This is a genomic window from Streptomyces sp. P1-3 (assembly GCF_050613155.1).
Classification (GTDB): domain Bacteria; phylum Actinomycetota; class Actinomycetes; order Streptomycetales; family Streptomycetaceae; genus Streptomyces.
Genome location: NZ_CP192512.1, coordinates 1,577,446 through 1,603,261, shown reverse-complemented (window position 1 = coordinate 1,603,261; position 25,816 = coordinate 1,577,446). Strand labels below are relative to the sequence as shown.

Here is a 25,816-nt window from a genome sequence, read left to right as displayed (position 1 = left end):
TCTCTAACTCGTGATCCAGCTCGTGGACTCGCGCGCTGGTTCGTGCTGTCAGGAGATGTTCCAGTCGCCCTGGATCTCGACCTTCTCGTTGAAGACCTGGGCGTTCTTGATGACCGCGGCGTTCACCTGGGCCTGTCCGCCCCGGGCCGCCACCGCCTCGTCGACCAGCCGGCGCACGTCCGACTCGAAGTCGTGGTCCCGCAGCATGTGGGCGTGCAGCATCCGCTGGAGCAGTTCCCGCGCGTCGTCGTCCTCCGGGCTCCGCTGTACGCGGTCGAGCGCGCCCTCCGCGTCGCCGTCACCCCGGAACCGGGTGCGGATCCGCTCGATCAGCTGGGCGCCGCCGCTCCAGCCCGACCGGCCCGCTTCCTGGCCCGCCGACTCCAGCGCTCCCTTGACCACGAGCGCGACCCCCGCCGCGGCGGCAGCAGTGATGGGATCCATGTGTCCCCCCGTTCCCTCATGGATGCGGGCATCACGCTAGAGGAGCGGTGTGATCACTGCCGTACGTTGTGTGACAATGGCTGAAAGTCGCCGCAGCTGGCCCGATCGTGGCCCTATGAGCACGCCCCCAGGGGGCGAGGCGGTCAGCCCTGCAAGGCCGCCAGGCCCTTCTGGAGGTCGTCGTAGTTCATCACCGGCTGGAAGGTGACCTCCGCGTCCAGTTCCTGGAAGAACGGCTCCGCGATGGCGGGCATCTGCGAGGACTCCTTCATGTCGAAGACGATCAGAATGGTCCGGCGGCCCCCTATCGGGGTGAAGTAGGCGCACTCGGGGTTCAGCCGCTCCATGGTCTTCTTCAGGGCCTCCGGCATCGTGCCGTTCCTGATCGCCTCGTTGCCGGCCTCGGTGTGGATCCGGGCGGTGAGCAGCGTACGCATGACTCTCACTCCTTCGGCACGCGCCGCCGCGCCCCGGTGCCCGGTCCGCGCACGCACACAGGCGCGGCCGCGTCACCTTCCAGCGTCCTGCCGGGGCCTCCCGGCCGCAAGGGCTGCCGCCGCCCGAGGCCGCCACCGCCGGGGGCCGCCGCCCTTGAGGCCGCCGATACGCAGCGCCGCGCTGTTACGCACCGCCGCCGTCGAGGACCACTGCCGTCTCGGGAGGCAGCCGCAGTACGCCCGCCGCGTCCGGCGCGTCCACCGGACGCCACGCGGCGACCACCCGCGCCCCGGCGGACCCCGGGCCCAGGGGCAGCGCGGCGGGCCGGGCACCCAGGTTGACGGCCACATGGAAGGGGCCGCGGCGGAAGTGCACCGTGCCCTCCCGCCCGGCCGCCAGCGCTCCGTACTCCCAGCCCGGATCGGACAGCGCCGGCTCCCCGCGGCGCAGCGCGATCAGCCGCCGGTACCAGGCGAGCACCGAGGCGTGCGGCTCTCGGCCGGGCTCCGACCAGTCCAGGCAGGAACGGTCCCGGGTGGCCGGATCCTGCGGGTCGGGCACCTCCGCCTCGGCCCAGCCGTGGGCGGCGAACTCGCGGCGGCGGCCGGTCCGCACGGCCTCGGCCAGCTCCGGGTCCGTATGGTCGGTGAAGTACTGCCACGGCGTGCCCGCCCCCCACTCCTCGCCCATGAACAGCATCGGGGTGAACGGCGCGCACAGCACCAGCGCGGCGGCGCATGCCAGCCGTCCGGGGGAGCAGCCGGCCGACAGCCGGTCGCCTTGGGCCCGGTTGCCGATCTGGTCGTGGGTCTGGGCGTAGCCGAGCAGCCGCGCCGCCGGGGTGGCGCGCCGGTCCAGCGGCCTGCCGTGCGCGCGGCCCCGGAACGAGGAGTACGTGCCGTCATGGAAGAAGCCCGAGGCCAGCGTCTTGGCGAGGGCGGCGGCCGGGTCCGCCGCGAAGTCGGCGTAGTAGCCCTGCGACTCGCCGGTGAGCGCCGTGTGCAGGGCGTGGTGGAAGTCGTCGTTCCACTGCGCGTGCAGACCGTGGCCGCCCGTCTCCCGCGGGGCGGTGGTGCACGGGTCGTTCCGGTCGGACTCCGCGATCAGGAACAGCGGCCGGCCGGTCCGGGCCGCCAGCCGGTCCACGGCGGCGGACAGCTCGGCCAGGAAGTGCTCGGCACGGGTGTCGCACAGCGCGTGCACCGCGTCCAGCCGTAGCCCGTCGATGCCGTAGTCGCGCAGCCACGCCAGCGCGCTGCCGATGAAGTAGGCGCGCACCTCGTCCGAGCCGGGCGCGTCCAGGTTGACCGCCGTGCCCCACGGGGTGTGATGGGTGTCGGTGAAGTACGGGCCGAAGGCGGGCAGGTGGTTGCCGGAGGGCCCCAGATGGTTGTGCACGACGTCCAGCACGACGCCGAGTCCGTGGCCGTGCGCGGCGGCCACGAAGCGCCGGAGCCCGTCCGGGCCGCCGTAGGGCTCGTGCACCGCCCACGGGGCGACCCCGTCGTAGCCCCAGCCGTGCCGCCCGGGAAACGGGCACACCGGCATCAGCTCCACATGGGTCACCCCCAACTCCGCCAGGTGCGCGAGCCGTTCGGCGGCGGAGTCGAAGGTGCCCGCGCGGGTGAAGGTGCCGATGTGCAGCTCGTACAGGACCGCGCCCGCGGGCGACCGCCCGGGCCACTCGTGCTCCCGCCCGGACCCGGCCGGGGCCACGACCGCGCTCAGCCCGTCCGGGCCGTCCGGCTGGCGGCGGGACCGCGGATCGGGCAGCGGCGGGCCGCCGTCCAGCGCGAAGCCGTACCGCGACCCGTCTCGCGCGGGGGCCTCCCCCCGCCACCAGCCGGTACGGTCCGGGTCGCGCTCCATGGGGTGCGTGGTGCCGTCCACATGGAGCCCGACCCGGTCGGCGTGCGGTGCCCAGACCTCGAACAGCACTGACGTCACCTCATCTGCGGTCGCCCGGCGTCCCCCACCATGCTGGGGGACGCCGGGCGGGATCGCAGCAGGGCGTGGGCGTCGCGAGAGGTCGGCCCGGGGTGATGTGGCGGGGCGTCAGACCAGGTCGATCTTCTCCTGGCTGACGGGGTAGCCCGCCTTCGCGAAGTTGGCCGCCATCGGCGTGTTGCCCTGGTCGGTGGCGGCGACGATCCGGGTCGCCCCGTGGGAGACCAGGTCATGGGTGCACTCCACGAGCAGGTCGTAGGAGTAGCCGTGGCCGCGCTGCTCCGGTACGACGCCGATGAAGCCGACGCAGGGGCCCCCGGGGTTGTGCGCGGGCACCTGGATGCCGACGAGGTCGCCCTGCGGGGTGTAGGCGAGCCGCCACCACTCACGGGGCGAGGGGAACCAGTGGAAGAACTCCAGGTTCTCCTGTACGGCCGCCTCCACACCCGACTCGGCGATGGTCCGGCGGTCGTGCGCGTCGAGGGTGCCCTGGTGGACGCGGCGCAGGACGTCCGCGATCGCCGCGTCGTCCGGTTCGGCGCGGAACTCCAGCCGGCCCGGCCGCTCCGGGAGCCCGTCGCCGGTCGTCCACTCGTACCGGAAGCGCTCCACCAGCGGCGTAAGACCGGCGGCGGTCGCGGCGTCGATCCGGGCCTGCGCGGCGGCCCGTACCGCCGGCTCGTCGCGCCAGCCGGGCGGCAGCAGCAGGCTGTACTCGGCGCGCAGCGGCGCCGTACGCAGCAGCCGCGCGGCCGCGTCGGCCTCGCCGTCGGCGAAGTCGAACCAGTCCAGGGCCTTCGGTTCGGTGTCGTCCGGGCCGCCCCACCAGGCGGCCCGGGCCACGGCCCGGTCACCGCGCAGGGCGACCCAGGTCCACTCCGGGCGGTACTCACCGCCCGCGTCGCGCGTCGCGTAGGTGTGGCCGAAACGGGCACGGCCGACCAAGCCGGGGTCGGGGAGGGTGTGGAAGAGGTGCGCGTCGTGTTCGGTGAGCGCGCGGATGACCAGTTCGGTCGTCTCGGTCATGAGGATGAGGATCCTTCCGGGAGATGACACGCTCCCGGATCGCTGAGGATCAGTGATCGCTGAGGATCAGCGACGGGACGCCCGGAGGGTGGGGCGGGAGCGCACAGACGGGGTGACACACAGGGTGTTCATCGCTCTCGCCTCCTTCCGGCTCTGCTCACGGGCGTCACCGCACCGTAGACGCGCCAAGGGCCGGGTGTCCAGCGATTATTCGCTGACTCGACTTCGGGCTGACCCGACGTCGCTGACCCGATGTCGCTGACCCGTCTTCGCTTGCTCGTCTGCGCCGACTCGTTCGTCTGCGCCTATTCGCTGTCGAGCAGTCCCGCGTCGTGGGCGAGGAGCGCGATCTGCACCCGGTTGTTGAGACCGAGTTTGGTGAGGATGCGCGACACGTGCGTCTTGACCGTCGGGATGCTCATGAACAGCTCCGCCCCGATCTCGGCGTTGGACCGGCCGTGGCCCACCGCGACCGCGACCTCGCGCTCCCGCTCGCCCAGCCCGTCCAGCCGCCGGCGGGCACGGTCCCGTCGCTGATCCCGTTCCGACCCGGCCACGTGGGTGATGAGCTGCTGGGTCACGGCCGGGGACAGTACGGGGTCGCCGGCCGCCACCCGGGTCACGGCCGCGACGATCTGGGCGGGCGGGGTGTCCTTCAGAAGGAAGCCCGCCGCCCCGGCGCGCAGCGCTCGCAGCACGTGCTCGTCCGCGTTGAACGTGGTCAGGACGACGACCTCCGGGGGGTCTTCGCGGCGCCGCAGCGCCTCGGTGGCCGACAGCCCGTCCACCGTCGGCATCCGGATGTCCATCAGCACCACGTCCGGGGCGTGCTGGTCCACCAGCGCCGCGACCTCGCCGCCGTCGGCCGCCTCGGCGACGATCTCGATGCGGGGAGAGCCTCCGAGCATGAGCCGCAACCCGGCCCGCACCAGTGGGTCGTCGTCGACGAGCAGCAGCCGGACGGGGGCGGGGGAGGACGAGGGGGCGGGGGCGGCGGACGGCGACGGCGAGGGGGCGGGCGACGAGGAGGGGGCGGGGACGGGCGAGGACGCGGACGAGGCGGTGGGCGAAGGCGTGGCGGCGGACGAAGGCGAGGGGGTGGGCGAAGGCATGGTGGTACGTGAAGGCGCGGCGGTGGGCGAAGGCGTGGACGCGTCGGCGAAGGCACTCATGCGGGCCACGGTAGCCATGCGTGGAGCCGGAAGCCCCCGTCCGATGCATGCCCGCACTCCAGCTGCCCACCGGCGAGCGTCGCCCGCTCCGCCAGCCCGGCAAGCCCGGCCCCCGCCCCGGGGATGGCCATGGCGGGCGCGCCACCGGCGCCTTGTGACCTGCGAGCGGTGGCGTGGTGCCCGGTGGCGGTGCCTGGCTGTGCCGCGCCGGGTGCGGCGGGGGTGCCGGGTTGTGCCGCGCCGGGTGCGGCGGGGGTGCCGGGTTGTGCCGCGCCGGGTGCGGCGGGGGTGCCGGGTTGTGCCGCGCCGGGTGCGGTGGCGGTGCCGGGTTGTGCCGCGTCGGGCGCGGCGGGGGCCGGGGCGGCGGGGGCGCTGTCCGCAGCCGGGAGCGGGTTGCGTACCTCCACCCGCAGGCCCTCGCCCGGCGCGCCCGTCACCGTGACCGTCACCTCGGCTCCCGGCGCGTGCTTGCGCGCGTTCGTCAGGCCCTCCTGCACGATTCGGTACGCCGTACGAGCCGTGCCGCCCGGCACCGCGGGCGGACCCTCGCCGTCCGGTGCCTTCCGCAGGGTCACCCGCATGCCCGCCTGCCGGGACTCCGTCACCAGCCGGGGCAGGTCCGCGAGGGTCGGCTGCGGCCGCTCCGGCGCGCCGTCCGCCGGTTCCCCGTACGGGGCCCGCAGCACCCCGATCACCTCGCGCAGGTCCTGCAACGCCGCATGCGCGCTGCTGCGGATCACCCCCGCCGCCTGCGCCACCTCGTCGGGCGAGGCGTCGGCGCGGTACTCCAGCGCGCCCGCGTGCACGCTCAGCAGCGACAGCCGGTGCGCCAGCACGTCGTGCATCTCGCGGGCGATCCGCTCCCGGGTCAGCCGCTGCGCCTGCTCGGCGCGGAGCGCGGCCTCCGCCTCCGCTCGCCGGGCGCGTTCCCGCAGTGACTCCAGCAGCTGCCGCCGGGAACGCACGAACAGGCCCCAGCCGATGACGCAGCCGTAGATGACGGCGCCGAACAGTGTCGATGCGGCGAAGTCCAGCTCCGGGTCATCGTGCAGCAGACCTCCGATGAGGGAGAAGGCCATCGCGCCCGCGCCGACGAACGCGGTGGTGCGCGGTGGCCGGTGCACCGCGACCGTGAACAGCGCCACCAGCAGCGGCCCGATGACGAAGTGCGAGACGGCCGAAACCGGCAGCAGCGCGGCCGCCAGCCCCACCGGATGCCGCCGGCGCAGCCACAGCGCGGCGCAGCCCAGCACGCCGCCCACCATCAGGTCGGCGAAGAGCTGGTTGTCGGATACCGCCGGGTCACGGTCGATGGGCCCGGACGTCGCGACGGAGAACGCGACCGCGGCCGTGCAGCAGGCGAGGTCGACGGCCCAGTCGCGGGCCGTGCGGCGCGGCCCGCGCTGCTCCGCGGAGGCGGCGGGTCCGCCGTCGATGGTTGTCGCTGTTCCTGAGCCGTCCATGGCGCCGAATCTACTGACCGCCCGGATGGCACGGAATGCTGAGGAACCAGACGGCGACCAAAGTCGAAAGGCCGTATACCTTCGGCTGATCCGGCCGCCGCCCGGCGCCCGTAGCGTCGTTGTCATGAAGAAAGCAACGGAAGTCGTGGGCCTCCTCGTGCTGCTGCATGGCGCGGTCGGGCTGGTCCACGGATGGACGGGCTGGTTCGGTTATTGGGGGCCCGTGAAGAATCTGCCGTTTCTCGAAGGCCACGAGGGGTACGCCCACTTCGCGGTGGCCCTGGCCGGGCTGGTCCTGCTCAGCGTCCCCACGCTGGTCGGCGATTTCACGCGGCGGCGCGCCCCGGCCGGGCTCATACCTGGTGCAGACCCCGCCCGGCGAGGGTGAGGAACGCCTCGCCGACCGCCTCCGACAGGGTCGGGTGCGGGTGGATGTGCTGGGCGATGTCGCCCGGCTCGGCGTCCCAGCCCACCACGAGCTGGCTCTCGGCGATCATCTCCGAGACGTGCGGGCCGACCAGGTGCACCCCGAGCACCGCACCGCCGCGCTCGGCGACGACCTTCACCATGCCGCCCTGGCCGTGCACCATGCCCTTGGCCAACGCCGTCAGCGGCATGGTGTTGACCACGACGTCCCGGCCTGCCGTCCGCGCCTCGGCCTCCGACAGCCCGACGGAGGCGGTCTGCGGGCTGGAGTACGTGACGCGGGGCACGGCGGCGTACTCCACCGCCCGGGGTGGGCGTCCGGCGAGGGTCTCGGCCACCAGGAGTCCCTCCGCGAAGGAGGCGTGCGCCAGACCCAGGGAAGGCGGCGGCAGCAGATCGCCCACCACATGGATGCCCGGGACCGCGGTCTCCAGCCGCGACCAGTCGGCCGGGGCGACGAACCCCCGTGCGTCGGGGCCGAGTCCGGCGGCCGCAAGCCCCAGCCCGTCGGTGACGGGGACCCGGCCCACCGCGACGAGCAGCCGCTCGGCGTCCACGGTGCGGACCTCGCCGCGCGCGGTACGGACCGTGGCCCGCACCCCGTTGTCGTATGTCTCGGCGCCCTCCAGCCGGGCGCCGGTCAGTACGTCGATGCCGCGCTTCTTCAGGCCGCGCGTGAGATGGCGGCTGACGTCGGTGTCCTCCAGCGGCAGCAGCCGGTCAGCCGCCTCGACGAGCGTGACCCGGGCGCCCATCGAGCGGTGCAGCGAGGCGTACTCCACGCCGATCGCGCCGCCGCCCAGCACCAGGACGGAGGCCGGCAGCCCCGGTGCGAACAGCGCGTCGTCGCTGGTGACCACCCGGCGGCCGTCCGGCTCCAGTCCCGGCAGCGTCCGCGGCCTGGACCCGGTGGCCAGCACGATGCCGCGACGGGCCGTCCACACCTCCTCCGGCGCCGGGCCGGTGGCGTTCCGCACCTCGTCCGGCGCCGCGGGACCCGTCGTGATCCGCACCGTACGCGGCCCGGTCAGGGCGGCCGAGCCGCGTACCACCCGCACTCCCGCGTGGGACAGATGCCCCTCCAGGCCGCGGTGGTTGCGGGCCACGATGTCGTCCCGTGTCGCGGTGAGCGCCGGCCAGCCGATCGCGTCCACGGATGCCTTCACACCCCAGCGGTCCCGCGCCTCCGCGATCCCGTCCACGAGTTCCGCGGCGTGCAGCATCGCCTTGCTCGGGATGCAGCCCCGGTGCAGACAGGTGCCGCCGACCAAGTCCCGCTCCGCGAGAACGACTTCGAGCCCCAGGGCGGCGGCGCGCAGCGCGGTGCTGTAGCCGCCGGTTCCGCCGCCGATGACGATGACGTCTGTCTCATGCATGGATCCACCCTCCGCCGCGGCAGGGCCATGAGTCCAAGGCAATGTTTCTATAGGACCGATGAATTCCGTGCATGACGACCTACGCGCGGACCGAAGGAGGAGAGAACGATGCGGCGATGAGCCTGCGGCAGATGGAATATCTGCTGGCCGTGGTCGAAGAGGCGTCCTTCACGCGCGCGGCCGACGTGCTCAACGTCACCCAGTCCGCGCTCTCCCACCAGATCAAGGCGCTGGAGCGGGAGGTCGGCGGCGAGCTGCTGGAGCGGCTGCCGCGCGGCGTGGGCCTGACGCCCATGGGCCGCGCCTTCCTGCCGCATGCCGAACTCGCGGTCCGCAGCGCGGGGCAGGCCCGGCGCGCGGCGCGGGCCGCGGCCGCGGCGACGGGTGGCGAACTGCACGTCGCGACGGTGCACTCGGTCGCGATCGGCGTGCTGCCCCCCGTGCTCGCGCGCTGGCGGCGCGAGCACCCGGGCGTGTGTCTGGTCCTGCACGAGTACGCCACTCCCGAGGAGTTGCGCGAGCGCATGGAGCGCGGTGTGGCCGACGTGGCCCTCGGCCCCCGCCCGAGGACCTGGAGCGGGCCGGTCGTCTCCCTCGGGCAGGAGGAGATCGTGTTCGTCATGCCCCCGGACGACCCGTTGGCGGGGCGCGCGGCCGTGCGGCTGGAGGACCTGGCGGACCGGGACTGGGTGCGCTGCGAGATGGAGCCGGCCATCGAGGGGCGGCTGTTCCTGGACTGGATGTGCGAGCAGGCCGGGTTCGCCCCCCGCACGGCCGTGCGTACCCAGCACACCTCGACGGCCGTGCGGATCGCGGCCGCCGGGGGAGGCGTCGTCGCCGCACCCGCGCACATCGCGGCCGGGGTGGAGTGCGCCACGGTGCCCGTCGATCCGCCGTGGCGCCGAGAGCTGACCGCGTTCTCCCGGGTCGAACTCTCGGGTGTGGCGGCCGCCTTCGTCGACGGGCTGCCGCGCCTGCCGGAACAACCGTGCGCCGCCGTGGACGACCCCTCGGTGCGGCCCGTCCCGTCCGACCTCGGCATTTCCACCAGTTGCGGCCGGGCCGGCGGCCTGGAACTCGCCGGTGCCGGAGAGGCAGTACGCAGACCCGTACCAGTCAGACCCGTACCAGCAGCGCCACGGGAAACCGGGTGAAGAGGGCGCCGAGCGGACAGCGCCCCTCCGCCGTGCGCCCGGTCAGCAGATCCCGCCAGTGTCCGGGCGGCAGCGGAAGGGCGGTGTCGCGCCAGCCACCGGTTTCCGTCAGCCGCAGCGACAGCCGGGTGACGGCGGTGATCGCCTCCTCCGCCCGGGCGAAGGCCACGCAGTGCGCGGCGGCCCGGCCCTCGGCCGGGATCGGGGTGTACGAGCCCGAGGCGCCGAACCACGCCGGCTGCCGCCGCCGCAGTCGCAGGGCGGTCGCGGTCACCAGCAGCTTCTCGGCCGCCAGGCCCTCCGGTTCCGCGCGCTCCCCGCGCTCCCGATGAGTCCCGCACTCGCCGGATCCGGCGTCCAGTTCCGCCAGGAGGTCCGGGCGGAACCGCGGCGGGCGGCGGTTGTCGGGGTCGACCAGGGCGAGATACGGCAGCTCGGTACCCATGTACAGATCCGGGACGCCCGGCATGGTCAGGTGCAGCAGCGCAGCGCCGAGCGAGTTCGCCCGAGCCGGCCCCGCGAGGTCACGGCCGAACGCGACGAAGTCCCAGAAGGCAGCTGAGCCCGAAGCGCCCGACGCCGGGCCCGCCGCAACAGGGCCCGCTGACGCCGAGTTCGCCGATGCCGGGCTCGTCGGCTCCGGGCCTGTCGATGCCGCGCCTGCCGACGCGGCCGCGCGCGCGGCGCACGGGCCCGCCTCCAGGAAGGCCGCCACCGCCTCCTCGTACGCCGTGTCCTGCTCCGTCCAGCTCGTGCGCAGCCCCGCCTCCCGCACCGCCTTGAGCACCGCCGGGACCAGCCGGTCGGCATCCGCGACGGCAGGCTGCCGCGCCGAACCCGCGGAGTGCTCCGGAGGCCCCAGGCCGAGCGCCGTCTGCCACGCCGTCCACGCCACGTGCGGGTCCGGCGCCGGGACCCCGCCGTCCGCCACGTCCGCCGCGTCCGCCAGCAGCGCGCGCACCAGCCGCCCCCACCGCCGCGGCGATTCGGTCAGCACCGCCAGCCGGGCCCGTACGTCCGCGCTGCGTTTGGTGTCGTGCGTGGTCAGCACGGTGCCCGTCAGCGGCCAGTCGCGCAGCAGCCGGGCGCAGAACGCGTGGAACTCGTCCGCCGTGACGGCGGGCCGCCCCGGATCGCCGCCCACCTCCGCCGCCGACAGCAGCGGCGTGTAGCGGTAGAAGGCGTTGTCCTCCACGGACTTGGCGCGCAGCGCGGCGGCCGTTTGCGCGAACCGTGCGCAGAACTCCCGGTGGTGCGGCCCGTCGCCGAGCCGTCCGAGCGCCGCGTCCCGCACGGTGTCCACCGCCCGCGCCTCCTGCGCCACCGTGAACGCCGCACGGGCGCCGTGCGCCGCCTCCGCGAGCATCGCCGCGTCGGTGGCCGCCACCGGGGCGCACGGCGAGGCATAGGGCCGGTAGACCGGCAGCCGTACCAGCAGCTCGGTGATCGCGGTGCGCAGCGCCCAGGGCGCGTGGTCACGCGCGCGGGGGGCGGCGTCGCAGAGCCGGGTGGCGCAGCGCACCAGACGGCCGACCTCGGCGGCCAGGTCGTGGGCGAGCACCTCGTGCGCGGCGCGGCGCACGGTCGCCGCCCAGTCGCCGCCCGCGTCGTCGGCCGGCGCGACGAGCTCGCGGTAGATCCCTGTGAGGCGGTCGAACCCCGCCGGGTCGAGGAACAGGCCGTCGATGTGGTGCAGCGCGTCGTACCCGGTCGTCCCGGCGACCCGCCAGCCGCGGGGCAGCCGCTCGTCCCGGCCGAGGATCTTCTCCACGACGGTCCACCGCCCGTCCACCGCGCCCTGCTGCGCGACAGCGCTTCCCCACGCGACACTGCTCCCCCGCACGGCACCGCCGCCCGGTATCGCGCCGCTTCCCTGTCCCGCACCGCCGCCCGGTATCGCGCCGCGGCCCCGTACGGCACCGCCGCCATGCCCGGCACCGCTTCCCCGTCCCGGCGAGCCTCCCTCTCCCGGCGAGTCTCCCGGCGCCGGCGAGCCCCCCGGCACCGGCGCCTCTCCCCGTACTGCCTCGTCCAGCCGCCGCAGATACTCCTCCGGGTCGGCCAGCCCGTCCGGGTGGTCCACCCGGAGCCCGTCGATCACGCCGCCGCGCAGCAGCTGGAGCAGCTTGGCGTGAGTGGCGGCGAACACCTCCGGATCCTCGACCCGGACGGCGATGAGTTCGGAGATGGTGAAGAAGCGCCGGTAGTTCAGCTCGGTACGGGCCAGCCGCCACCACGCCAGCCGGTACCACTGGGTTCGCAACAGCTCCGGCAGTGGCAGCCGCTCGGTGCCCGGCCGCAGGGGGAAGGCGTGGTCGTGGTAGCGCAGGGCGCCGCCCTCCACCCGCAGGTGCTTCAACTCGTCGCCGAGCGGCCCGGCGAGCACCGGCAGCAGCACCTTGCCGTGGTGCTCGCCCCAGTCGATGTCGAACCAGCGCGCGTGCCGCGACGCCGGACCGTCCCGCAGCACGTCCCACAGGGGTCCGTTGAGCAGCTCGGGCGCGGGCACCGCCATATGGTTCGGCACGATGTCGGCGATCAGCCCCAGTCCGTGCGCGTGCGCGGTGTCCGCCAGCTCCCGCAGGCCCTCCTCGCCGCCCAGCTCGCCCCGTACGGCCGCGTGGTCGACGACGTCGTACCCGTGGGTGGAGCCCGGGACCGCCTCCAGGACCGGCGACAGATGCAGGTGGGAGACGCCGAGCGCGGCGAGGTGGGGTACCGCCTGGCGCGCCGCCGCGAACGGGAACGCGGGCTGGAGCTGTATCCGGTAGGTGGCGGTCGGCACCCGGTACGCGGCGGTCGGCGGGGCCGGCGGCGGTACGGCGCGGTCGGAGGTCATAAGAACATACGTACCCACCGGGTGGCCCCGGTGAGCGCTTGACTCGCCCGTTCGGGTGAACCGCCGCGCCGGTCGTCACGCCGGGCGCTGGAGCACGACCAGGCTCCGGTCCACCAACGTCAGCCGGTCGCCCGCCGCCACCTTCGGGCCGCTCCCCGGCTCCACGCCCGTCGGCTGCGCCGTGTCCACGATGAGCTGCCACTGCTTGCCGTGGTCGATCGGCACGGTGAACTCCAGCGGCTCGTGGTGCGCGTTGAACAGGAGCAAGAACGAGTCGTCGTAGATCCGCTCACCGCGCGGACCCGGCTCCGAGATCGCGCTGCCGTTGAGGAAGACGACCAGCGACTTGGCGTGTGCCGCCTGCCAGTCCCGCTGCCGCATCTCGTCCCCCTCATGGGTGAACCACACGATGTCGGACAGGTCGTCGTGCGTGCCCTCCACCGGGCGCCCATGGAAGAACCGGCGGCGCCGGAAGACCGGGTGGTCGCGACGGAGCCACACCAGGGAGCGCGTGAAGCGCATCAGTTCCATCGCGGGGGAGTCCGCCCCGTCGACCGGGTCCGGCCAGTGCACCCACGCCAGTTCGTTGTCCTGGCAGTACGCGTTGTTGTTGCCGGCCTGCGTGCGCGCGAACTCGTCGCCGTGGCTGAGCATCGGCACCCCCTGCGAGAGCATCAGGGTCGCGATGAAGTTGCGCATCTGGCGCTCCCGCAGCGCCTGGACGCCCCGGTCGTCGGTCTCGCCCTCGGCCCCGCAGTTCCACGAGCGGTTGTAGCTCTCGCCGTCGCGGTTGCCCTCGCCGTTGGCCTCGTTGTGCTTCTTGTCGTAACTCACCAGGTCATGCAGGGTGAAGCCGTCGTGGCAGGTGACGAAGTTGACCGAAGCCAGCGGCCGCCGGCCGTCGCTCTGGTAGAGGTCGGACGAGCCGGTCAGCCGGGAGGCGAACTCCGCGAGCGTGCGCGGCACGCCGCGCCACAGGTCCCGTACGGTGTCCCGGAACTTGCCGTTCCACTCGGTCCACAGTGGCGGGAAGTTGCCGACCTGGTAGCCGCCCTCGCCGACGTCCCAGGGCTCGGCGATCAGCTTCACCTGGCTGACCACCGGATCCTGCTGCACCAGGTCGAAGAACGACGACAGCCGGTCGACCTCGTGGAACTGCCGCGCCAGCGTCGCCGCCAGATCGAACCGGAAGCCGTCCACCCGCATCTCGCTGACCCAGTAGCGCAGCGAGTCCATGATGAGCTGGAGCACGTGCGGGCTCCGCATCAGCAGCGAGTTGCCGGTCCCGGTGGTGTCCATGTAGTAGCGCTGGTCCTCGGCGAGCCGGTAGTACGAGGCGTTGTCCAGCCCCCGGAAGGACAGCGTCGGCCCGAGGTGGTTGCCCTCCGCCGTGTGGTTGTAGACGACATCGAGGATGACCTCGATGCCCGCCTGGTGCAGCGCCCGTACCGCCGACTTGAACTCCAGCACCTGCTGGCCGCGGTCGCCCCAGGAGGCGTACGCGTTGTGCGGCGCGAAGAAGCCGATGGTGTTGTAGCCCCAGTAGTTGGCGAGCCCCGCGTCGACCAGCCGGTGGTCGTGGACGAACTGGTGGACCGGCATCAGCTCCAGTGTGGTGACGCCCAGCTCGGTCAGATGCTCGATGATCGCCGGGTGCGCGAGCGCCGCGTACGTTCCCCGCAGCTCCTCCGGCAGCCGGGGGTGCAGCATCGTCAGGCCCTTGACATGGGCCTCGTAGATCACCGTGCGGTGGTAGTCGGTGCGCGGCGGACGATCGTCGCCCCAGTCGAAGTACGGGTTGACCACCACGGACGTCATGGTGTGCGGGGCGGAGTCCAGGTCGTTGCGCCGGTCGGGCCGGTCGAAGTGGTAGCCGTAGACCTCCTCACCCCACCCGACGCGCCCGCTGATCGCCTTGGCGTACGGGTCGAGCAGCAGCTTGGCGGAGTTGCAGCGGTGCCCGCGCTCCGGCTCGTACGGGCCGTGCACCCGGAATCCGTACCGCTGGCCCGGCATGATCCCGGGCAGGTAGGCGTGCCGCACGAACGCGTCGTTCTCGCGCAGCTCCACCGCCGTCTCCGAACCGTCGTCGTGCAGCAGGCACAACTCGATCCGCTCGGCGGCCTCGGAGAACACCGCGAAGTTCGTACCTGCGCCGTCGTACGTGGCGCCGAGGGGGTAAGCCTGTCCAGGCCAGACCTGCATACGTCGACTCTTCCACTTCTGCTCCAGGCGCCGCGAGGACGCGTGAGGGGCTGCGGCCCCGGGGCGGAAGAGGCACTGTGGCCCAATTGACGCCCCCAAGCGCCGCTTTCACCAGATCTTCCTCAAAAGCGAGGCAACCTACGACGACATCGGTTCGTCCTACCGGGTGACCTCCGCAAGTGGGATCTCCCGTTTTGCGGGCTAATAAGTGAAAAGGCGGGGATTGGTGGGAAATGTGCGCATTGTGAACCGTCGCCACCTGGGCAAGGTGGTGGCCGGCGCGGCCGTCGCGGTGACCGCCGCGGCGGCCCTGGTGGCAGTGTCGCTCCCGGGCGAGGCGTCGGGGGACGCGCAGTCGCCGGGAGTCGAAGCGGACAACAGCGACCAGGCGCGCCAGCAGCCGGGCGTGGTGGCGGCCGCGCCGCCGGAGCGCGAGAAGGGGGCCGGCCGCGATCCGCTCACCGACGGCGAGCTGGAGCGCGCGCGGGGGATCGCGCTCAGCCGCGGTTTCCGGACCGGCGGTGAGGACGTGCGGGGCAAGCCGGGCCCCCAGCAGATCGCCACGGATCTGGCCGAGCTCACCCCGGCGGAGGTCGGCGCCGCCGACCCGCCCCGCCGGGCGGACGTGACGTTCTACGACTACAAGAACGACGCGTACATCACCAAGACGGTCGATCTCGCCTCCGGGAAGGTCGAGCGTACCGACACCCAGCACGGCGTGCAGCCACCGCCGACCCGCGAGGAGGTCGAGGAGGCCGCCCGGCTGCTCGTCGCCGACCCGCTCGGCGACGGACTGCGCAAGGACTACCAGGACGCCACCGGCCGGACGCTGACCGGCCCCGGCCAGCTGACCGTCACCGGCTTCGTCTACCGCGTCGACGCGGAGAACCCCGGCCCCGACCGGCTCGCCGACTGCGGCGAGCACCGCTGCGTCCGGCTCTTCACCCGGGTCGAGAACGGCCCCTGGATCGACACCCGGCAGCTGGTGGTCGACCTCAGCGCCCGCAAGGTCGCCCGGCTCGGCTGACCCGAGGTCCTTCATACATCCCCACGTTACGTACATCCGTACAGGAGTCCCTCATGCGTGACGACAAGCGCCGCCCTGCCCGTGACCGGCTCTGGGCGGCCTTCGGAGCCTGCGCGCTCCTCGGTGCCGCGAGCGTCGCGGCCGGGCCGGTGAGCGCGGCGCAGGCCGCGGGCGCGGCATCCGGAGCGGCCCCGGGCGCGGCGGCCAAGGCCCCGGCCCCCGCCCCGGCGTGCAGCAGCGCCTACCGGATCGAACAGAAGCTGGACGGCGGCACCGTCTGGCGGATGTGCTGGCACTACGAGTCCAACGCCGGACTCGTCCTGGACGACGTCTCCTACCAGCCCAAGGGCGAGCCCCAGCCGATCAAGGTGCTCACCACCGCCAAGCTCGCCCAGATCCACGTCCCTTACGACGACGGCAACATCGAGTACGACGACCTCACCGGACAGGGCTTCGCCCAGGGCCTCCAGCAGCTGGACCCGGCCGAATGCCCCGGCGGCACCATCAAGACCGTCAAGGTGCCCGGCGCCTGGGACCCCCAGAACCCGAACGTCAAGGGCCTGTGCGCCACCACCCGCTCCCGCGGCCACGCCTACCGTATGGCGGGCGAGAAGCCCGGCAAGGTCTACCAGGCCCAGGGCAAGGACCTGCTGGTCTACACCGTCAACCAGGTCGGCTGGTACGAGTACATCACCGAATGGCGGTTCGCCGGCGACGGCACCATGACCATGCAGGTCGGCGCCACCGGCACACTCTCGCCGATGGACTACGACGCGGGCGACGGCCGCGGCTGGCCGATCGGCAAGGGCGCCAAGGACTACGCCACCAGCCACAGCCACAACGTCTTCTGGCGGCTGAACTTCGGCCTCGACGGCTCCCCGAAGAGCACCGTCGAGCAGTACGACTCCAAGACCACCCAGGCGTCCGGGCAACTGCCCAAGACGAAGACGACCCGCACTCGGGTCGGCAAGGAACTGGCCGGCGACGCGGTCGGCGCCCGCTGGTGGCGGGTGGTGAGCTCGGCCGGGAAGAACAGGGACGGCCACCCCAGGTCGTACGAGATCGTGCCCGGCCACACCGTCAAGTACCCGGGACGCGGCTACACCCGGCACGACGTCTACTTCACCGAGTACAATAAGTGCGAGCAGTTCGCCAGCAACAACCTGCGCAACTGCGGCCCGGGAGCGGGCAGGAGCGTCGACAAGTGGGTCAACAACCAGCCGCTGAAACACCCGATCGCCTGGGTGAACATCGGCTTCCACCACATCGCCCGCGATGAGGACCAGGAGCCCATGCCGGTGCACTGGCAGGGCTTCCAGCTCTCCCCGCGCGACGTCACCGCTATGAATCCGCTCACGCCGCCCGCCCTGGCCGATCACAACGGCCATAAAGAACAGGAAGGTTGAACGACTCCTCGAACGATCCTGATGCACCGCCTCCGCCCGCGCAGTAGTCTGCGGTGATCGTTGGACGGGGGCGGAAGGCGGTGCAAGGTGAGCTCGGGCGGGTTGGAGCTGCCTCCTGGCGACTCGGACGCCGGGGGTGACGGCACCGCCGACGCGCCACCAGGCGCGGTGTCCCTGGCGCGGCCGATCGAGATCGGCGCGGAACTGGACTGGGGCGTCGAGGCCTGGACGGAGGTGCGGACCCGCGCCCGCCGGGCCGGCCGCGCCTACATCTGGCTGAATCTCGTCGAACAGCGGCTGCGCGCCGTCGTCGCCGCCGTGCTCCGGCCCATCTACGAGCCGGTGCACGGCGACGACTGGGTGGTGGCCGCCGCCGGCCCCGCCGGACAGGAGTGGGTGCAGCGCGCCGTCGCCGTACGGGAGGTCAGCCGCCGCAAGGGCTATCTGCTCGACCCCGCCGACGACAACGTCCTCAGCTTCCTCACCCTGCCGCAGCTGCGCGAACTGCTCGTCCAGCACTGGCCCTGCTTCGAGCCGTACCTGGACGACCGCCGCGATCTGGAACTCGCCCTGGACGAGCTGGAGGTGAGCCGCAACGTCGTCTCCCGCAACCGCGCGCTGTCCGAGACCGTCCTGGCTCAGGCCGAACGGGCCTCCGCGCGGCTGCTGGAGATCCTCGACAGCGGCAGCGGGACCCCCGCGGCCGACCGGCTCCCCATCGACGCCGTCGAGGACCTGGTGGGCGACCGCTACGCCGACGTCGTGGGCGTCCACCCGGACCGGGTACGGCTCCAGCGCACCCTCCCCGCCGAGGACCTGTTCGGCAACGCCCGCCGCCTCGACGCCGTCGGCATAGGCCTCAACCTCCTGGTGCAGAGCTACTCGGGCCGGCGGCTGGTCCGGCTGGCCGAATCCGGCTGCCGTACCCGGCTGCTGTTCCTCAACCCGGCCAGCAGCGCGGTGCGCCGCCGCGAGCGGGAACTGGGCATCAAGAAGGGCGAGTTGAGTCGCGGGGTGGAGATGAACATCCTCCACATGCGGCGTGTGCGCGCCCGGCTGCGCGATCCCGGCGCCTTCGAGATCCACGTGTTCGACGAGACCCCCCGCTTCACGGCCTACCTGGTCAACGGCGACGGCACGGACGGCCTCGCCGTCGTCCAGACGTATCTGCGCAAGGCCCGCGGCATGGAGGCCCCGGTGCTGGTGCTGCGCGGTGGCGGCCGCGACCGCGAGGTGGTACGGGCGGACCAGGGCGCGGGCGAGGGCGGGCTCTTCGAGATCTACCGCGAGGAGTTCGAGAGCGTCTGGGCGGACTCGCGACCGGTGTCCTGACCGCGCCTGGTGCCATGGCCCTGTGCAACCTTGCATTCGACCGCTCGATCGAGTGAATGAATGGTCGTGTGGTGATATGACGGTTGCCGGCCCGGCAGGCTGTCTTCGACCGGAGAGGGAGGGGCGGTATGCAGGCGCAGTCCCATTTACGGCCGACCGTGCGACGGCGCAAGCTCGGCGGGGAACTCAGGCGGCTCCGTGAGGCCGCGGGCGTGCGGATGGACGACGCGGCCGAGCGCATCGGCTGCGACAAGGGGAAGATCTCCCGCATCGAGAACGGCCGCCTCGGCGTCCGCAAGCTGGAGATGGAAGCGCTGCTCGAGCTCTACAAGGTGGAGGACACCAGGCTGCGCGTGGCGCTGACCGCGCTGGCGCGCGAGAGCCGCAGGAAGGGCTGGTGGCAGCGGTACGGGGACGTCCTGGCGCCGGAGTTCCAGGAGCGCCTCAGCATCGAGGCGGATGCCGTACGCATCCTCGAGTACCAGGACATGCTGGTGCCGGGTCTGCTCCAGACGCCCGAATACGCGACGGAGCTCATCCGGCGCCGCGAGACGGAGGCCACGCGGCAGGAGCTGGAGTCGTACGTCGCGGTACGCATGGCGCGTCAGGGGATATTCGGCGATGGTTCGGCCCCACGCTACGCCTGCGTCCTGGACGAGGCCGTGCTGCGGCGCGAGATCGGCGGGCCGTCCGTGATGGCCGCACAGCTGAGGAAGCTGACCGAGGTCGGCGGCCCGCCAGACCTGACCATCCAGGTGGTCCCCTTCGCGCAGGGCTGGCACGCGGGCGTTGACGGGGCCTTTGGCATCTGCTCCTACCCCGACCCGATGGACCTCGACGTCGTGACCGTCGACTACCTCGGCGCCTCCTTGTTCCTGGCGGAGAGGCGCGCCGTCGAGGAGCATCAGGCGGCCTTCGACCAGCTGCGCGCCGCGGCCCTGTCGCCCCGGCGCTCGATGGAGCTGATCTCGCGGACCGCCCTGGAGTTCGATGACAGGCGGCGGCAGCCTCGGTGACCGGTATCGGGGTGGACGGGAGGCGGTCGGTTTAAATGTGAAAGAGTCTGCGCCATGAGTGTGCCTCCGCCGCCCCAGCCCGGATTCGGCCCGCCGCAGGACGGCCAGCCGAACCAGCCGCACGGTGCCCCGCCCGCCGGCCCTTACGGCCCGTCCTCGGCCAATCCCTACGCGAGCCCCCCGCAGGCGCAGCCGCAGGGCTACCCGCAGCAGGCGCCGTACGGAGCCCCGCAGGGACCCCCGCCCCAGGGCTCGGTTCCGCAGCCGTACGGCGGTGACGGCTGGGGTGCGCCCCAGCCGCCCATGCCGCCGCAGGGACCGGACAACTCCAAGAAGAAGCTCGCGATAGTCATCGGCTCGCTCGTGGCGGTCGGTGCCGTGCTGGCAGGGGCGATCTTCTTCGTCACCAAGGACGACGACGGCAAGAAGAAGCAGGCCGACGACAAGCCCGGCACCAGCACCCCGCCGGAGGAGAGCACGAGCCCCAGTGCGTCGCCGTCGGCCTCGGCCGGCGGCGGCACCGGCGCTGAGGGCACGTACAAGCTCATCGTGCCGAAGTCCCTGGAAAACGGGAAATACACCCTGTCCAAGGACATGAGCGAGACGTTCGACTCGCAGGTCCCGGACGACGGGGTCAACATGCACAACCTGAAGGCCACCGCGGGCCAGTACTCGTCCGGTGCCACCGACCAGCTCCTCTACACCGGCTACACCGGCGGTATCGACGACCCGGACCAGGCCATCAAGGACTTCATCGACGGCATGGAGCAGTCCGACGGCGCCTCGGTCGGGCAGGCACGGCGGGAGATCACTCCCGAGGGCTCGGACGAGCCCATGACGTGCGAGGTGATGGTCAAGAAGCAGAGCGGGCGCAGCTACGCGTTCCCCACCTGCGTCTGGGCGGACAAGACCACGCTCGCCGCGGTCATGCTGACCGACCCCAAGCTGGCGCTGGGCTCGCCCAAGTCCATCGACCTCGAGGCGTACGCGAAGCGGGCCAGCGTGATGCGCGACGAGGTCCGGGTGCCCGCGTAGCCGAGCCGCCGGGCGGGCCCTGCCGGAGCGGACGGCCGGTTGTCAGTGCCGCGTGGGAGGGTGAAGCGCAACCGGGGGAAGTACGCGAAGGAGGGCCACGATGGGCTGGCACCGGGAGTTGCTGATCGGCTTCGATCTGGAGACCACGGGCACCGACCCGAACGAGGCGCGGATCGTCACGGCGGCGGTCGTCGAGGTGAAGGACGGGGAGCGGATCGGGCGGCGCGAGTGGCTCGCCGACCCCGGGGTGCCCATTCCGGACGACGCCGTCGCCGTGCACGGCATCACCAGCGAGCGCGCCGCCCGCGGCCGCCCCGCCCGCGAGGTGGCCGACGAGGTGGCCGACACCCTTGTCGCGCACTGGCGGGCCGGGGTGCCGGTCGTGGCGTACAACGCGGCGTTCGACCTGAGCCTGCTCGCCGCGGAGCTCCGGCGGCACGGGCTGCCCGCGATCGGCGAGCGGCTGGACGGCGCCCCGACGGGCCCGGTGATCGACCCGCTGACCATCGACCGCGCCGTGGACAAGTACCGCAAGGGCAAGCGCACCTTGGAGGCGGTCTGCGAGGTGTACGGCGTGGTGCTGACCGGCGCGCACGACGCCGGAGCGGACGCGCTGGCCGCGGCGCGGGTGGCCGGGGCGGTCGCGGAGGCCCATGCCCAGGTGGCCGCGCTGGCCCCCTGGGACCTGCACCGCAAACAGGTCGAGTGGTACGCGGACTGGGCCGCGGACTTCCAGCGGTGGCTGCGCGGCCGGGGCACGCCGGAGGCGGTCGTCGACGGAAAATGGCCCATGCGTGAACCGGTGATCGTCGGTTAGGGTCGGAAAGGCATCGAACGTCGTCACCGACCGGGTGAGGCGCACGAGGTGCCAGGAGATGCCTATGGAGGCATTCCACACATGTCAGTCGAGTTGAACCACACCATCGTCGGGGCCCGCGACAAGCAGGTCTCCGCCGAGTTCTTCGGCACGATCTTCGGGCTGGAGGTCGGGGAACCGGCAGGCCCCTTCGTTCCCGTCGCCACCGCCAACGGGGTCACGCTGGACTTCGCCAACGTCCCCGAGGGCGCCGAGATCGCGCCACAGCACTACGCGTTCCTGGTCTCCGAGGAGGAGTTCGACGCCATCTTCGGGCGCGTCCAGGAGGCCGGTCTCACGTACTGGGCCGACCCGGCCCGGCGCAGGGAGGGCGAGATCAACCGCAACGACGGCGGGCGCGGGGTGTACTTCCTCGATCCCGACGGTCACTACCTGGAGATCATCACCCGTCCGTACGGGAGTGGCGACCCCGAATGACCGGTTGACGGGCCGTAGGCAGCGGCCCGTCCATCGGGGCCGCGGTCAGAACGGGTACCACCGCACCGTCGGGTCGCCCTCGCGGAGTGAGGCGACCCGGCGGCGGAACTCCGTCAGCGCGGCCGGGTTGCCGGGTGCGTGCTGGGCGACCCACGCGCAACTCGCCGTCTCCCGCGCGCCCCGCAGCACCGCGCAGCCGTCCCACTCGCGTACATCCCAGCCGTAGGCCGCCACGAAGTCGTCGTACGCCGCGGGGTCCAGCCCGTACCGGTCCAGGGACAGGGCCATCACCACCAGATCGTGCTCGCGCAGGTCCGATGAGAACGTCTCCAGGTCCACCAGCACCGGGCCTTCGGGCCCGACGTGCACATTGCGCGGCAGCGCGTCACCGTGGATCGGCCCCGGCGGCAGGTGCCCGGTCAGTTCGGCCGCGGCGGCGGCGAAGTCGTCGCGGCGCGCGCGCAGATACGCCGCGTCGGCCGGGTCGACGGCGTCCCCGGCCCGCCGCAGCCAGCGCTCGACCCCGCCCAGCAGGTCGCGGCGGGGCAGTTCGAACGGTGGCGGGGCCACTGAGTGCGCCATGAGGAGGAGACCGGCGAGGTCGCGCGGCCCGGCGGGGCGCACGGGCGGCGGCAGCTGCTCCCAGTACGTCACCAGGTGGTTGCCGAACCAGAGCGGCTGGTCGGCGCTGTAGGGGGCCGGTTGCACGGTGGGCAGCCCCTGCGTCGCGAGCCACACGGCCACCCGCAGCTCCCGTGCCACCCGGCTCCACGTCTCCTCGTCCGCGTCACGGCTGATCCGGACCACCAGGTCCGGCCGGTCGGGCCGGTCGACGGCGAAGACGGCGTTCTCACCGAGGGCGAGGAGCCGCGCCGTGACGCCCTCGTCCCCCAGGTGCGGGACCGCCGCCGCCAGCACGGCGCGCGCCCGCTCCTCAGTGAATGCCGTTTCTGCCATCTTGTCCGGATTCCTTCCTGTCGTCTCGAACGGGTATGCATCGCACGGATCCGCGAGGATCAGGCCAAGTGTCGCACCGCGCGCCACCCCCGCGGCGCTTGACTGCTCCATGTGCCGTCAGCACGATGACGGGGGCCTCCGCACCGGGCGCCCCGACTCCCGTCGCGCGCCTGTGAGGAGCCCTCCGCCGTGCCGCGTTCTCCCGACACACCACCGGCCGCCGCGCGGCGCTTAGCACCCGCCTGGTTCCTGGTGCTGCCCGCGCTGATCCCGATCCTGGTGCTCAGCGTCGGCCCGCTGCTCTACGGCATCGCGCTGGCCTTCACCGACGCCCAGTCCGGCCGAACCGACCCCACCCAGTGGATCGGCACGCTCAACTTCCAGGACCTGCGCCACGACACCCTCTTCTGGGAGTCGTTCCGGATCGGTCTGCTGTGGGCCGTGGGCGTGACCGTCCCGCAGTTCCTCCTCTCTCTGGGGCTGGCGCTCCTGCTCAACCAGAACCTGCGGTTCCGCTGGCTGGCGCGGGTGCTGGCGATCGTCCCGTGGGCCATGCCGGAGGTCGTCGTCGGCATCATGTGGCGGCTGGTCTACCACCCCGACGCGGGAATCCTCAACGAGGCGCTGGGCACCCAGCGGGACTGGCTCGGCAGCCTCGGCACCGCGCTGCCCGCCGTCATCGTCGTCGGCATCTGGGCCGGGATGCCGCAGACCACGGTGGCGCTGCTCGCCGGGCTGCAGAACGTACCGCGTGAGCTGCACGAGGCCGCCGCGATGGACGGCGCGGGCGCCTGGCGCCGGTTCCGCACGGTCACCTGGCCGGCCATCCGGCCGGTCGCGCTGGCGATCAGCGCGCTCGGCTTCATCTGGAACGTCAACTCCTTCGCCCTGGTGTACGTGCTCACCAACGGAGGGCCCGGCGGTCGCACCCGGCTGCCGATGCTGTTCGCGTACGAGGAGGCGTTCCGCTACGGCCAGTTCGGCTACGCGGCGGCGATGGGCTGCGTGATGGTCGCCGTCGTCTCGCTCCTGCTCGCCTTCTTCCTCGTCGGCCGGTTGAAAGGGGACGACGCGTGAGAACCATCGCGAAGCGGCGCGCCGGACGCGCCGGCCAGTACCTGGCGCTGCTGTGCTACCTCGTCTTCCTCGCCTTCCCGCTGCTGTGGCTGCTCTCCACCGCCTTCAAACCGCCCCGGGAGCTGGCCACCCTGCACCCGACCTGGCTGCCGGAACACCCCACCTGGGACAACTTCCGGCAGGCGTTCGACGAGCAGCCGCTGCTGCGGGCCGCGGCCAACAGCCTGCTCGCGGCGGGCGGCGCGGCGCTCGTCGCCGTCACCCTGGCCACCCCGATGGCGTACGTCATGGCCCGCCGCCGCTCCTCACTGACGCGGGCGGCCACCGGCTGGGTCGTGGTGAGCCAGGCGTTCCCGTTCGTCCTGGTGATCATCCCGCTGTTCCTGGTCCTCAAGCGCCTGCACCTGATCGACTCGGTGCCCGGCCTGGTGCTGGTCTACGTGACCTGGTCGCTGCCGTTCGCCCTGTGGATGCTCACGGGGTACGTACGGTCCCTGCCGCCGGAGCTGGAGGAGGCCGCCGCCGTGGACGGTGCCGGGCGGCTGCGCACGCTGGTGTCCGTCATCGCGCCGCTGCTCGCACCGGGCATCGTCGCCACCGCGCTGTTCGCGTTCATCACCGCCTGGAACGAGTTCTTCTTCGCCCTGGTCCTGCTCAAGTCCCCGGAGAAACAGACGATGCCGGTCGTCCTCACCCACTTCCTCGGCAATGAGGGCGTCGCCGACCTCGGCCCGCTGGCCGCCGCGTCCCTGCTGGCGACCCTTCCGTCCCTGCTGCTGTTCTCCGTCATCCAGCGGCGGATCACCGGCGGGATGCTGGCCGGGGCGGTGAAGCACTGATGGCGCCGGGGGCACCGAGGGGGCCGAGAGCGCTGGGACGCCGCTCCCTCCTGGCCGGTGCGCTGGCCGTGCCCGTCGCCGCCGTCCTGCCCGGCTGCTCCTCGCCCAGGCGGCGCGCCGCCGACGGGTCGGTGACCCTGCGCTTCCAATCGCTGGCCTGGCAGCAGGAGTCGATCGCCGTGAACAAGCGGCTGGTGAACGAGTGGAACGCCGCCCACCCGAAGATCCGGATCGAGTACGTGCAGGGTGCCTGGGACGGCGTGCACGACCAACTGCTGACCTCCTTCGAGGGCGGCGAGGCGCCGGACATCATCCACGACGCCTCCGACGACCTCGCGGACTTCGCGTACGGAGGGTTCCTCGCCGACCTGTCCGGCCTGCTGCCCCGGCGCCTCAAGGCCGACATCCCGGACCACAGCTGGCAGACCACCACCTTCGGCGACGGTGTCTTCGGGGTGCCGTTCCTCCAGGAACCGCGCGTCATCATGGCCAACCGCACGCTGCTGGAGCGGGCCGGCGTCCGGCCGCCGACCGCCGAAGCGCCGTGGAGCTGGGCCGAGTTCGAGGCGGTGGCGGAGAGACTGACGGGCGACGGGCGGTACGGCGTGGCCTGGCCGCTGAAGGAGCCGGTCTCCGCCACGCTCAACCTTTCGCTGTCCACCGGCGGCCAGGTCTTCCACCGGGGTACGGACGGCAAGGTGGAGGTCCGGTTCGACGCCCCGGACCAGCGGGTGCCGCAGGTGATCCACGACCAGGTCAACACCGCCCGTACGGCGGCCCGGAGCACGCTCGGCATGGGCGGCTCGGACACCCTGCCCGGCTTCTTCGGCGGCAGGTACGCGATGGTGCCGCTCGGCTTCTCCTTCCGCCAGCAGATCGTCCAGCAGGCGCCCGAGGGCTTCGCGTGGACCGTGCTGCCCGCGCCCGCCGGCCCCGGCCGGGACCAGCGGCAGGGCGTGAGCCCGCAGACCCTGTCCATCGCCGAGGACTGCCCGTTCAAGGAGGAGGCGGTGGCCTTCCTCGACTTCCTCCTGCGGCCGCGCAACATGGTGCGGCTCGCGCTCGGCGACTGGATGCTCCCCACCGGCCGGGCGGCGCTGGCCGATCCCCCGTTGCGTACCAAGCGCCACGGGTGGGCCACCGGCACCGCGCTCGCCCGCCATCTGCGCTCCGCGCCCGCCCAGTCGGTGCGCGGCTACCCGGAGTGGAAGGACAAGATCGCGACCCCGGCGTTCCAGGAGTACTACAGCGGGGCGATCGGCGGCGGCGCGCTGCGGCGGAAGCTGGTCCGGGACGGGAACCTGGTGCTGGCCCGGTACCAGCGGTAGGGCGGACCCACCGCC

General features: G+C 72.8%; 22 protein-coding genes. 12 read left to right on the top strand and 10 right to left on the bottom strand.

Annotated elements, in window-relative coordinates; all coding sequences use genetic code 11:
• Positions 1–48: 48 nt before the first annotated feature.
• The 6 genes from ACQUSR_RS06870 to ACQUSR_RS06845 all read right to left on the bottom strand — a co-directional run bounded on the left by ACQUSR_RS06870 (position 49) and on the right by ACQUSR_RS06845 (position 6,490).
• Entirely contained in the window at positions 49–444 is a 396-nt protein-coding gene (locus ACQUSR_RS06870) for a hypothetical protein (protein WP_431041656.1), read from the bottom strand.
• Between the two features lie 143 nt (positions 445–587).
• Positions 588–881 carry a hypothetical protein gene (locus ACQUSR_RS06865; RefSeq protein ID WP_431041655.1) on the bottom strand — a complete coding sequence of 98 codons (294 nt, stop codon included), beginning with the start codon at positions 879–881 and terminating at the stop codon, positions 588–590.
• Between the two features lie 184 nt (positions 882–1,065).
• On the bottom strand, positions 1,066–2,820 hold the full coding sequence (treZ, locus tag ACQUSR_RS06860) for a malto-oligosyltrehalose trehalohydrolase (RefSeq protein ID WP_431041654.1): 1,755 nt from the start codon (positions 2,818–2,820) through the stop codon (positions 1,066–1,068).
• 117 nt (positions 2,821–2,937) lie between these two features.
• Positions 2,938–3,855, bottom strand: coding sequence for a GNAT family N-acetyltransferase (locus tag ACQUSR_RS06855; RefSeq protein WP_431041653.1), 918 nt, complete (start codon positions 3,853–3,855; stop codon positions 2,938–2,940).
• A gap of 305 nt (positions 3,856–4,160) precedes the next feature.
• A complete protein-coding gene (locus ACQUSR_RS06850) occupies positions 4,161–4,967 on the bottom strand; it encodes a response regulator (RefSeq protein ID WP_431047420.1) in 807 nt (268 codons plus the stop codon).
• A gap of 56 nt (positions 4,968–5,023) precedes the next feature.
• Positions 5,024–6,490 (bottom strand): histidine kinase, encoded by a 1,467-nt coding sequence (locus tag ACQUSR_RS06845; protein WP_431041652.1) that lies wholly within the window; start codon positions 6,488–6,490, stop codon positions 5,024–5,026.
• Between the two features lie 124 nt (positions 6,491–6,614).
• Here ACQUSR_RS06845 and ACQUSR_RS06840 point away from each other — a divergent pair, with 124 nt between their 5' ends.
• Positions 6,615–6,878, top strand: coding sequence for a hypothetical protein (locus tag ACQUSR_RS06840; protein ID WP_431041651.1), 264 nt, complete (start codon positions 6,615–6,617; stop codon positions 6,876–6,878).
• Here the strand turns inward: ACQUSR_RS06840 and lpdA are convergent.
• The gene (lpdA, locus tag ACQUSR_RS06835) at positions 6,844–8,292 is read right to left on the bottom strand and encodes a dihydrolipoyl dehydrogenase (protein ID WP_431041650.1); all 1,449 of its coding nucleotides are present in this window, start codon (positions 8,290–8,292) and stop codon (positions 6,844–6,846) included. The genes ACQUSR_RS06840 and lpdA overlap by 35 nt on opposite strands.
• 116 nt (positions 8,293–8,408) lie before the next feature.
• Between lpdA and ACQUSR_RS06830 the strand changes: the two genes are divergently transcribed.
• Positions 8,409–9,446 (top strand): LysR family transcriptional regulator, encoded by a 1,038-nt coding sequence (locus tag ACQUSR_RS06830; RefSeq protein ID WP_431041649.1) that lies wholly within the window; start codon positions 8,409–8,411, stop codon positions 9,444–9,446.
• Here ACQUSR_RS06830 and treY read toward each other — a convergent pair.
• Both treY and glgX read right to left on the bottom strand, forming a co-directional pair.
• On the bottom strand, positions 9,409–12,285 hold the full coding sequence (gene treY / locus ACQUSR_RS06825; protein ID WP_431041648.1) for a malto-oligosyltrehalose synthase: 2,877 nt from the start codon (positions 12,283–12,285) through the stop codon (positions 9,409–9,411). The two genes, ACQUSR_RS06830 and treY, sit on opposite strands and share 38 nt — an antisense overlap.
• 75 nt (positions 12,286–12,360) lie before the next feature.
• Positions 12,361–14,490 (bottom strand): glycogen debranching protein GlgX, encoded by a 2,130-nt coding sequence (gene glgX, locus ACQUSR_RS06820; RefSeq protein WP_431041647.1) that lies wholly within the window; start codon positions 14,488–14,490, stop codon positions 12,361–12,363.
• A gap of 244 nt (positions 14,491–14,734) precedes the next feature.
• On the opposite strand from glgX, the gene ACQUSR_RS06815 reads away from it, so the two are divergent.
• The 7 genes from ACQUSR_RS06815 (at position 14,735) to ACQUSR_RS06785 (ending at position 21,600) form a co-directional block, all read left to right on the top strand.
• Positions 14,735–15,517 carry a Tat pathway signal sequence domain protein gene (locus tag ACQUSR_RS06815; protein ID WP_431041646.1) on the top strand — a complete coding sequence of 261 codons (783 nt, stop codon included), beginning with the start codon at positions 14,735–14,737 and terminating at the stop codon, positions 15,515–15,517.
• A gap of 53 nt (positions 15,518–15,570) precedes the next feature.
• Complete coding sequence (locus ACQUSR_RS06810; RefSeq protein WP_431041645.1) at positions 15,571–16,923, top strand: copper amine oxidase; 1,353 nt, start codon at positions 15,571–15,573, stop codon at positions 16,921–16,923.
• 87 nt (positions 16,924–17,010) lie between these two features.
• The gene (locus ACQUSR_RS06805; RefSeq protein WP_431041644.1) at positions 17,011–18,255 is read left to right on the top strand and encodes an SAV2148 family HEPN domain-containing protein; all 1,245 of its coding nucleotides are present in this window, start codon (positions 17,011–17,013) and stop codon (positions 18,253–18,255) included.
• 158 nt (positions 18,256–18,413) lie between these two features.
• Positions 18,414–19,271 (top strand): helix-turn-helix domain-containing protein, encoded by an 858-nt coding sequence (locus ACQUSR_RS06800; RefSeq protein WP_431041643.1) that lies wholly within the window; start codon positions 18,414–18,416, stop codon positions 19,269–19,271.
• A gap of 54 nt (positions 19,272–19,325) precedes the next feature.
• On the top strand, positions 19,326–20,306 hold the full coding sequence (locus tag ACQUSR_RS06795) for a hypothetical protein (protein ID WP_431041642.1): 981 nt from the start codon (positions 19,326–19,328) through the stop codon (positions 20,304–20,306).
• A 100-nt stretch (positions 20,307–20,406) separates the two neighbouring features.
• Positions 20,407–21,123, top strand: a complete 717-nt coding sequence (locus ACQUSR_RS06790) for an exonuclease domain-containing protein (protein ID WP_431041641.1) — start codon at positions 20,407–20,409, stop codon at positions 21,121–21,123.
• A gap of 81 nt (positions 21,124–21,204) precedes the next feature.
• Complete coding sequence (locus tag ACQUSR_RS06785) at positions 21,205–21,600, top strand: VOC family protein (protein WP_431041640.1); 396 nt, start codon at positions 21,205–21,207, stop codon at positions 21,598–21,600.
• A gap of 45 nt (positions 21,601–21,645) precedes the next feature.
• Here ACQUSR_RS06785 and ACQUSR_RS06780 read toward each other — a convergent pair whose 3' ends face one another.
• The gene (locus tag ACQUSR_RS06780; protein ID WP_431041639.1) at positions 21,646–22,557 is read right to left on the bottom strand and encodes a phosphotransferase enzyme family protein; all 912 of its coding nucleotides are present in this window, start codon (positions 22,555–22,557) and stop codon (positions 21,646–21,648) included.
• Between the two features lie 189 nt (positions 22,558–22,746).
• On the opposite strand from ACQUSR_RS06780, the gene ACQUSR_RS06775 reads away from it, so the two are divergent.
• From ACQUSR_RS06775 to ACQUSR_RS06765, 3 genes are read left to right on the top strand one after another with little or no spacing between them, the layout of a single operon-like run.
• The gene (locus ACQUSR_RS06775; protein ID WP_431041638.1) at positions 22,747–23,634 is read left to right on the top strand and encodes a carbohydrate ABC transporter permease; all 888 of its coding nucleotides are present in this window, start codon (positions 22,747–22,749) and stop codon (positions 23,632–23,634) included.
• Positions 23,631–24,473: a carbohydrate ABC transporter permease gene (locus ACQUSR_RS06770; RefSeq protein WP_431041637.1), complete on the top strand. Its 843-nt coding sequence runs from the start codon at positions 23,631–23,633 to the stop codon at positions 24,471–24,473. Before ACQUSR_RS06775 ends, ACQUSR_RS06770 begins: the two co-directional genes overlap by 4 nt.
• Entirely contained in the window at positions 24,473–25,801 is a 1,329-nt protein-coding gene (locus ACQUSR_RS06765) for an ABC transporter substrate-binding protein (RefSeq protein ID WP_431041636.1), read from the top strand. Before ACQUSR_RS06770 ends, ACQUSR_RS06765 begins: the two co-directional genes overlap by 1 nt.
• Positions 25,802–25,816 lie beyond the last annotated feature (15 nt).

What these genes read in the sequence shown, in the direction of transcription:
- ACQUSR_RS06850 (WP_431047420.1), bottom strand. Translation starts at nt 4,967, where the DNA reads ATGCCTTCGCCCACCCCCTCGCCTTCGTCCGCCGCCACGCCTTCGCCC.
- lpdA (WP_431041650.1), bottom strand. Translation starts at nt 8,292, where the DNA reads ATGCATGAGACAGACGTCATCGTCATCGGCGGCGGAACCGGCGGCTAC.
- glgX (WP_431041647.1), bottom strand. Translation starts at nt 14,490, where the DNA reads ATGCAGGTCTGGCCTGGACAGGCTTACCCCCTCGGCGCCACGTACGAC.
- ACQUSR_RS06870 (WP_431041656.1), bottom strand. Translation starts at nt 444, where the DNA reads ATGGATCCCATCACTGCTGCCGCCGCGGCGGGGGTCGCGCTCGTGGTC.
- ACQUSR_RS06865 (WP_431041655.1), bottom strand. Translation starts at nt 881, where the DNA reads ATGCGTACGCTGCTCACCGCCCGGATCCACACCGAGGCCGGCAACGAG.
- ACQUSR_RS06790 (WP_431041641.1), top strand. Translation starts at nt 20,407, where the DNA reads ATGGGCTGGCACCGGGAGTTGCTGATCGGCTTCGATCTGGAGACCACG.
- ACQUSR_RS06840 (WP_431041651.1), top strand. Translation starts at nt 6,615, where the DNA reads ATGAAGAAAGCAACGGAAGTCGTGGGCCTCCTCGTGCTGCTGCATGGC.
- ACQUSR_RS06780 (WP_431041639.1), bottom strand. Translation starts at nt 22,557, where the DNA reads ATGGCAGAAACGGCATTCACTGAGGAGCGGGCGCGCGCCGTGCTGGCG.
- ACQUSR_RS06765 (WP_431041636.1), top strand. Translation starts at nt 24,473, where the DNA reads ATGGCGCCGGGGGCACCGAGGGGGCCGAGAGCGCTGGGACGCCGCTCC.
- ACQUSR_RS06785 (WP_431041640.1), top strand. Translation starts at nt 21,205, where the DNA reads ATGTCAGTCGAGTTGAACCACACCATCGTCGGGGCCCGCGACAAGCAG.
- ACQUSR_RS06795 (WP_431041642.1), top strand. Translation starts at nt 19,326, where the DNA reads ATGAGTGTGCCTCCGCCGCCCCAGCCCGGATTCGGCCCGCCGCAGGAC.
- ACQUSR_RS06810 (WP_431041645.1), top strand. Translation starts at nt 15,571, where the DNA reads ATGCGTGACGACAAGCGCCGCCCTGCCCGTGACCGGCTCTGGGCGGCC.
- treY (WP_431041648.1), bottom strand. Translation starts at nt 12,285, where the DNA reads ATGACCTCCGACCGCGCCGTACCGCCGCCGGCCCCGCCGACCGCCGCG.
- ACQUSR_RS06845 (WP_431041652.1), bottom strand. Translation starts at nt 6,490, where the DNA reads ATGGACGGCTCAGGAACAGCGACAACCATCGACGGCGGACCCGCCGCC.
- ACQUSR_RS06830 (WP_431041649.1), top strand. Translation starts at nt 8,409, where the DNA reads ATGAGCCTGCGGCAGATGGAATATCTGCTGGCCGTGGTCGAAGAGGCG.
- ACQUSR_RS06855 (WP_431041653.1), bottom strand. Translation starts at nt 3,855, where the DNA reads ATGACCGAGACGACCGAACTGGTCATCCGCGCGCTCACCGAACACGAC.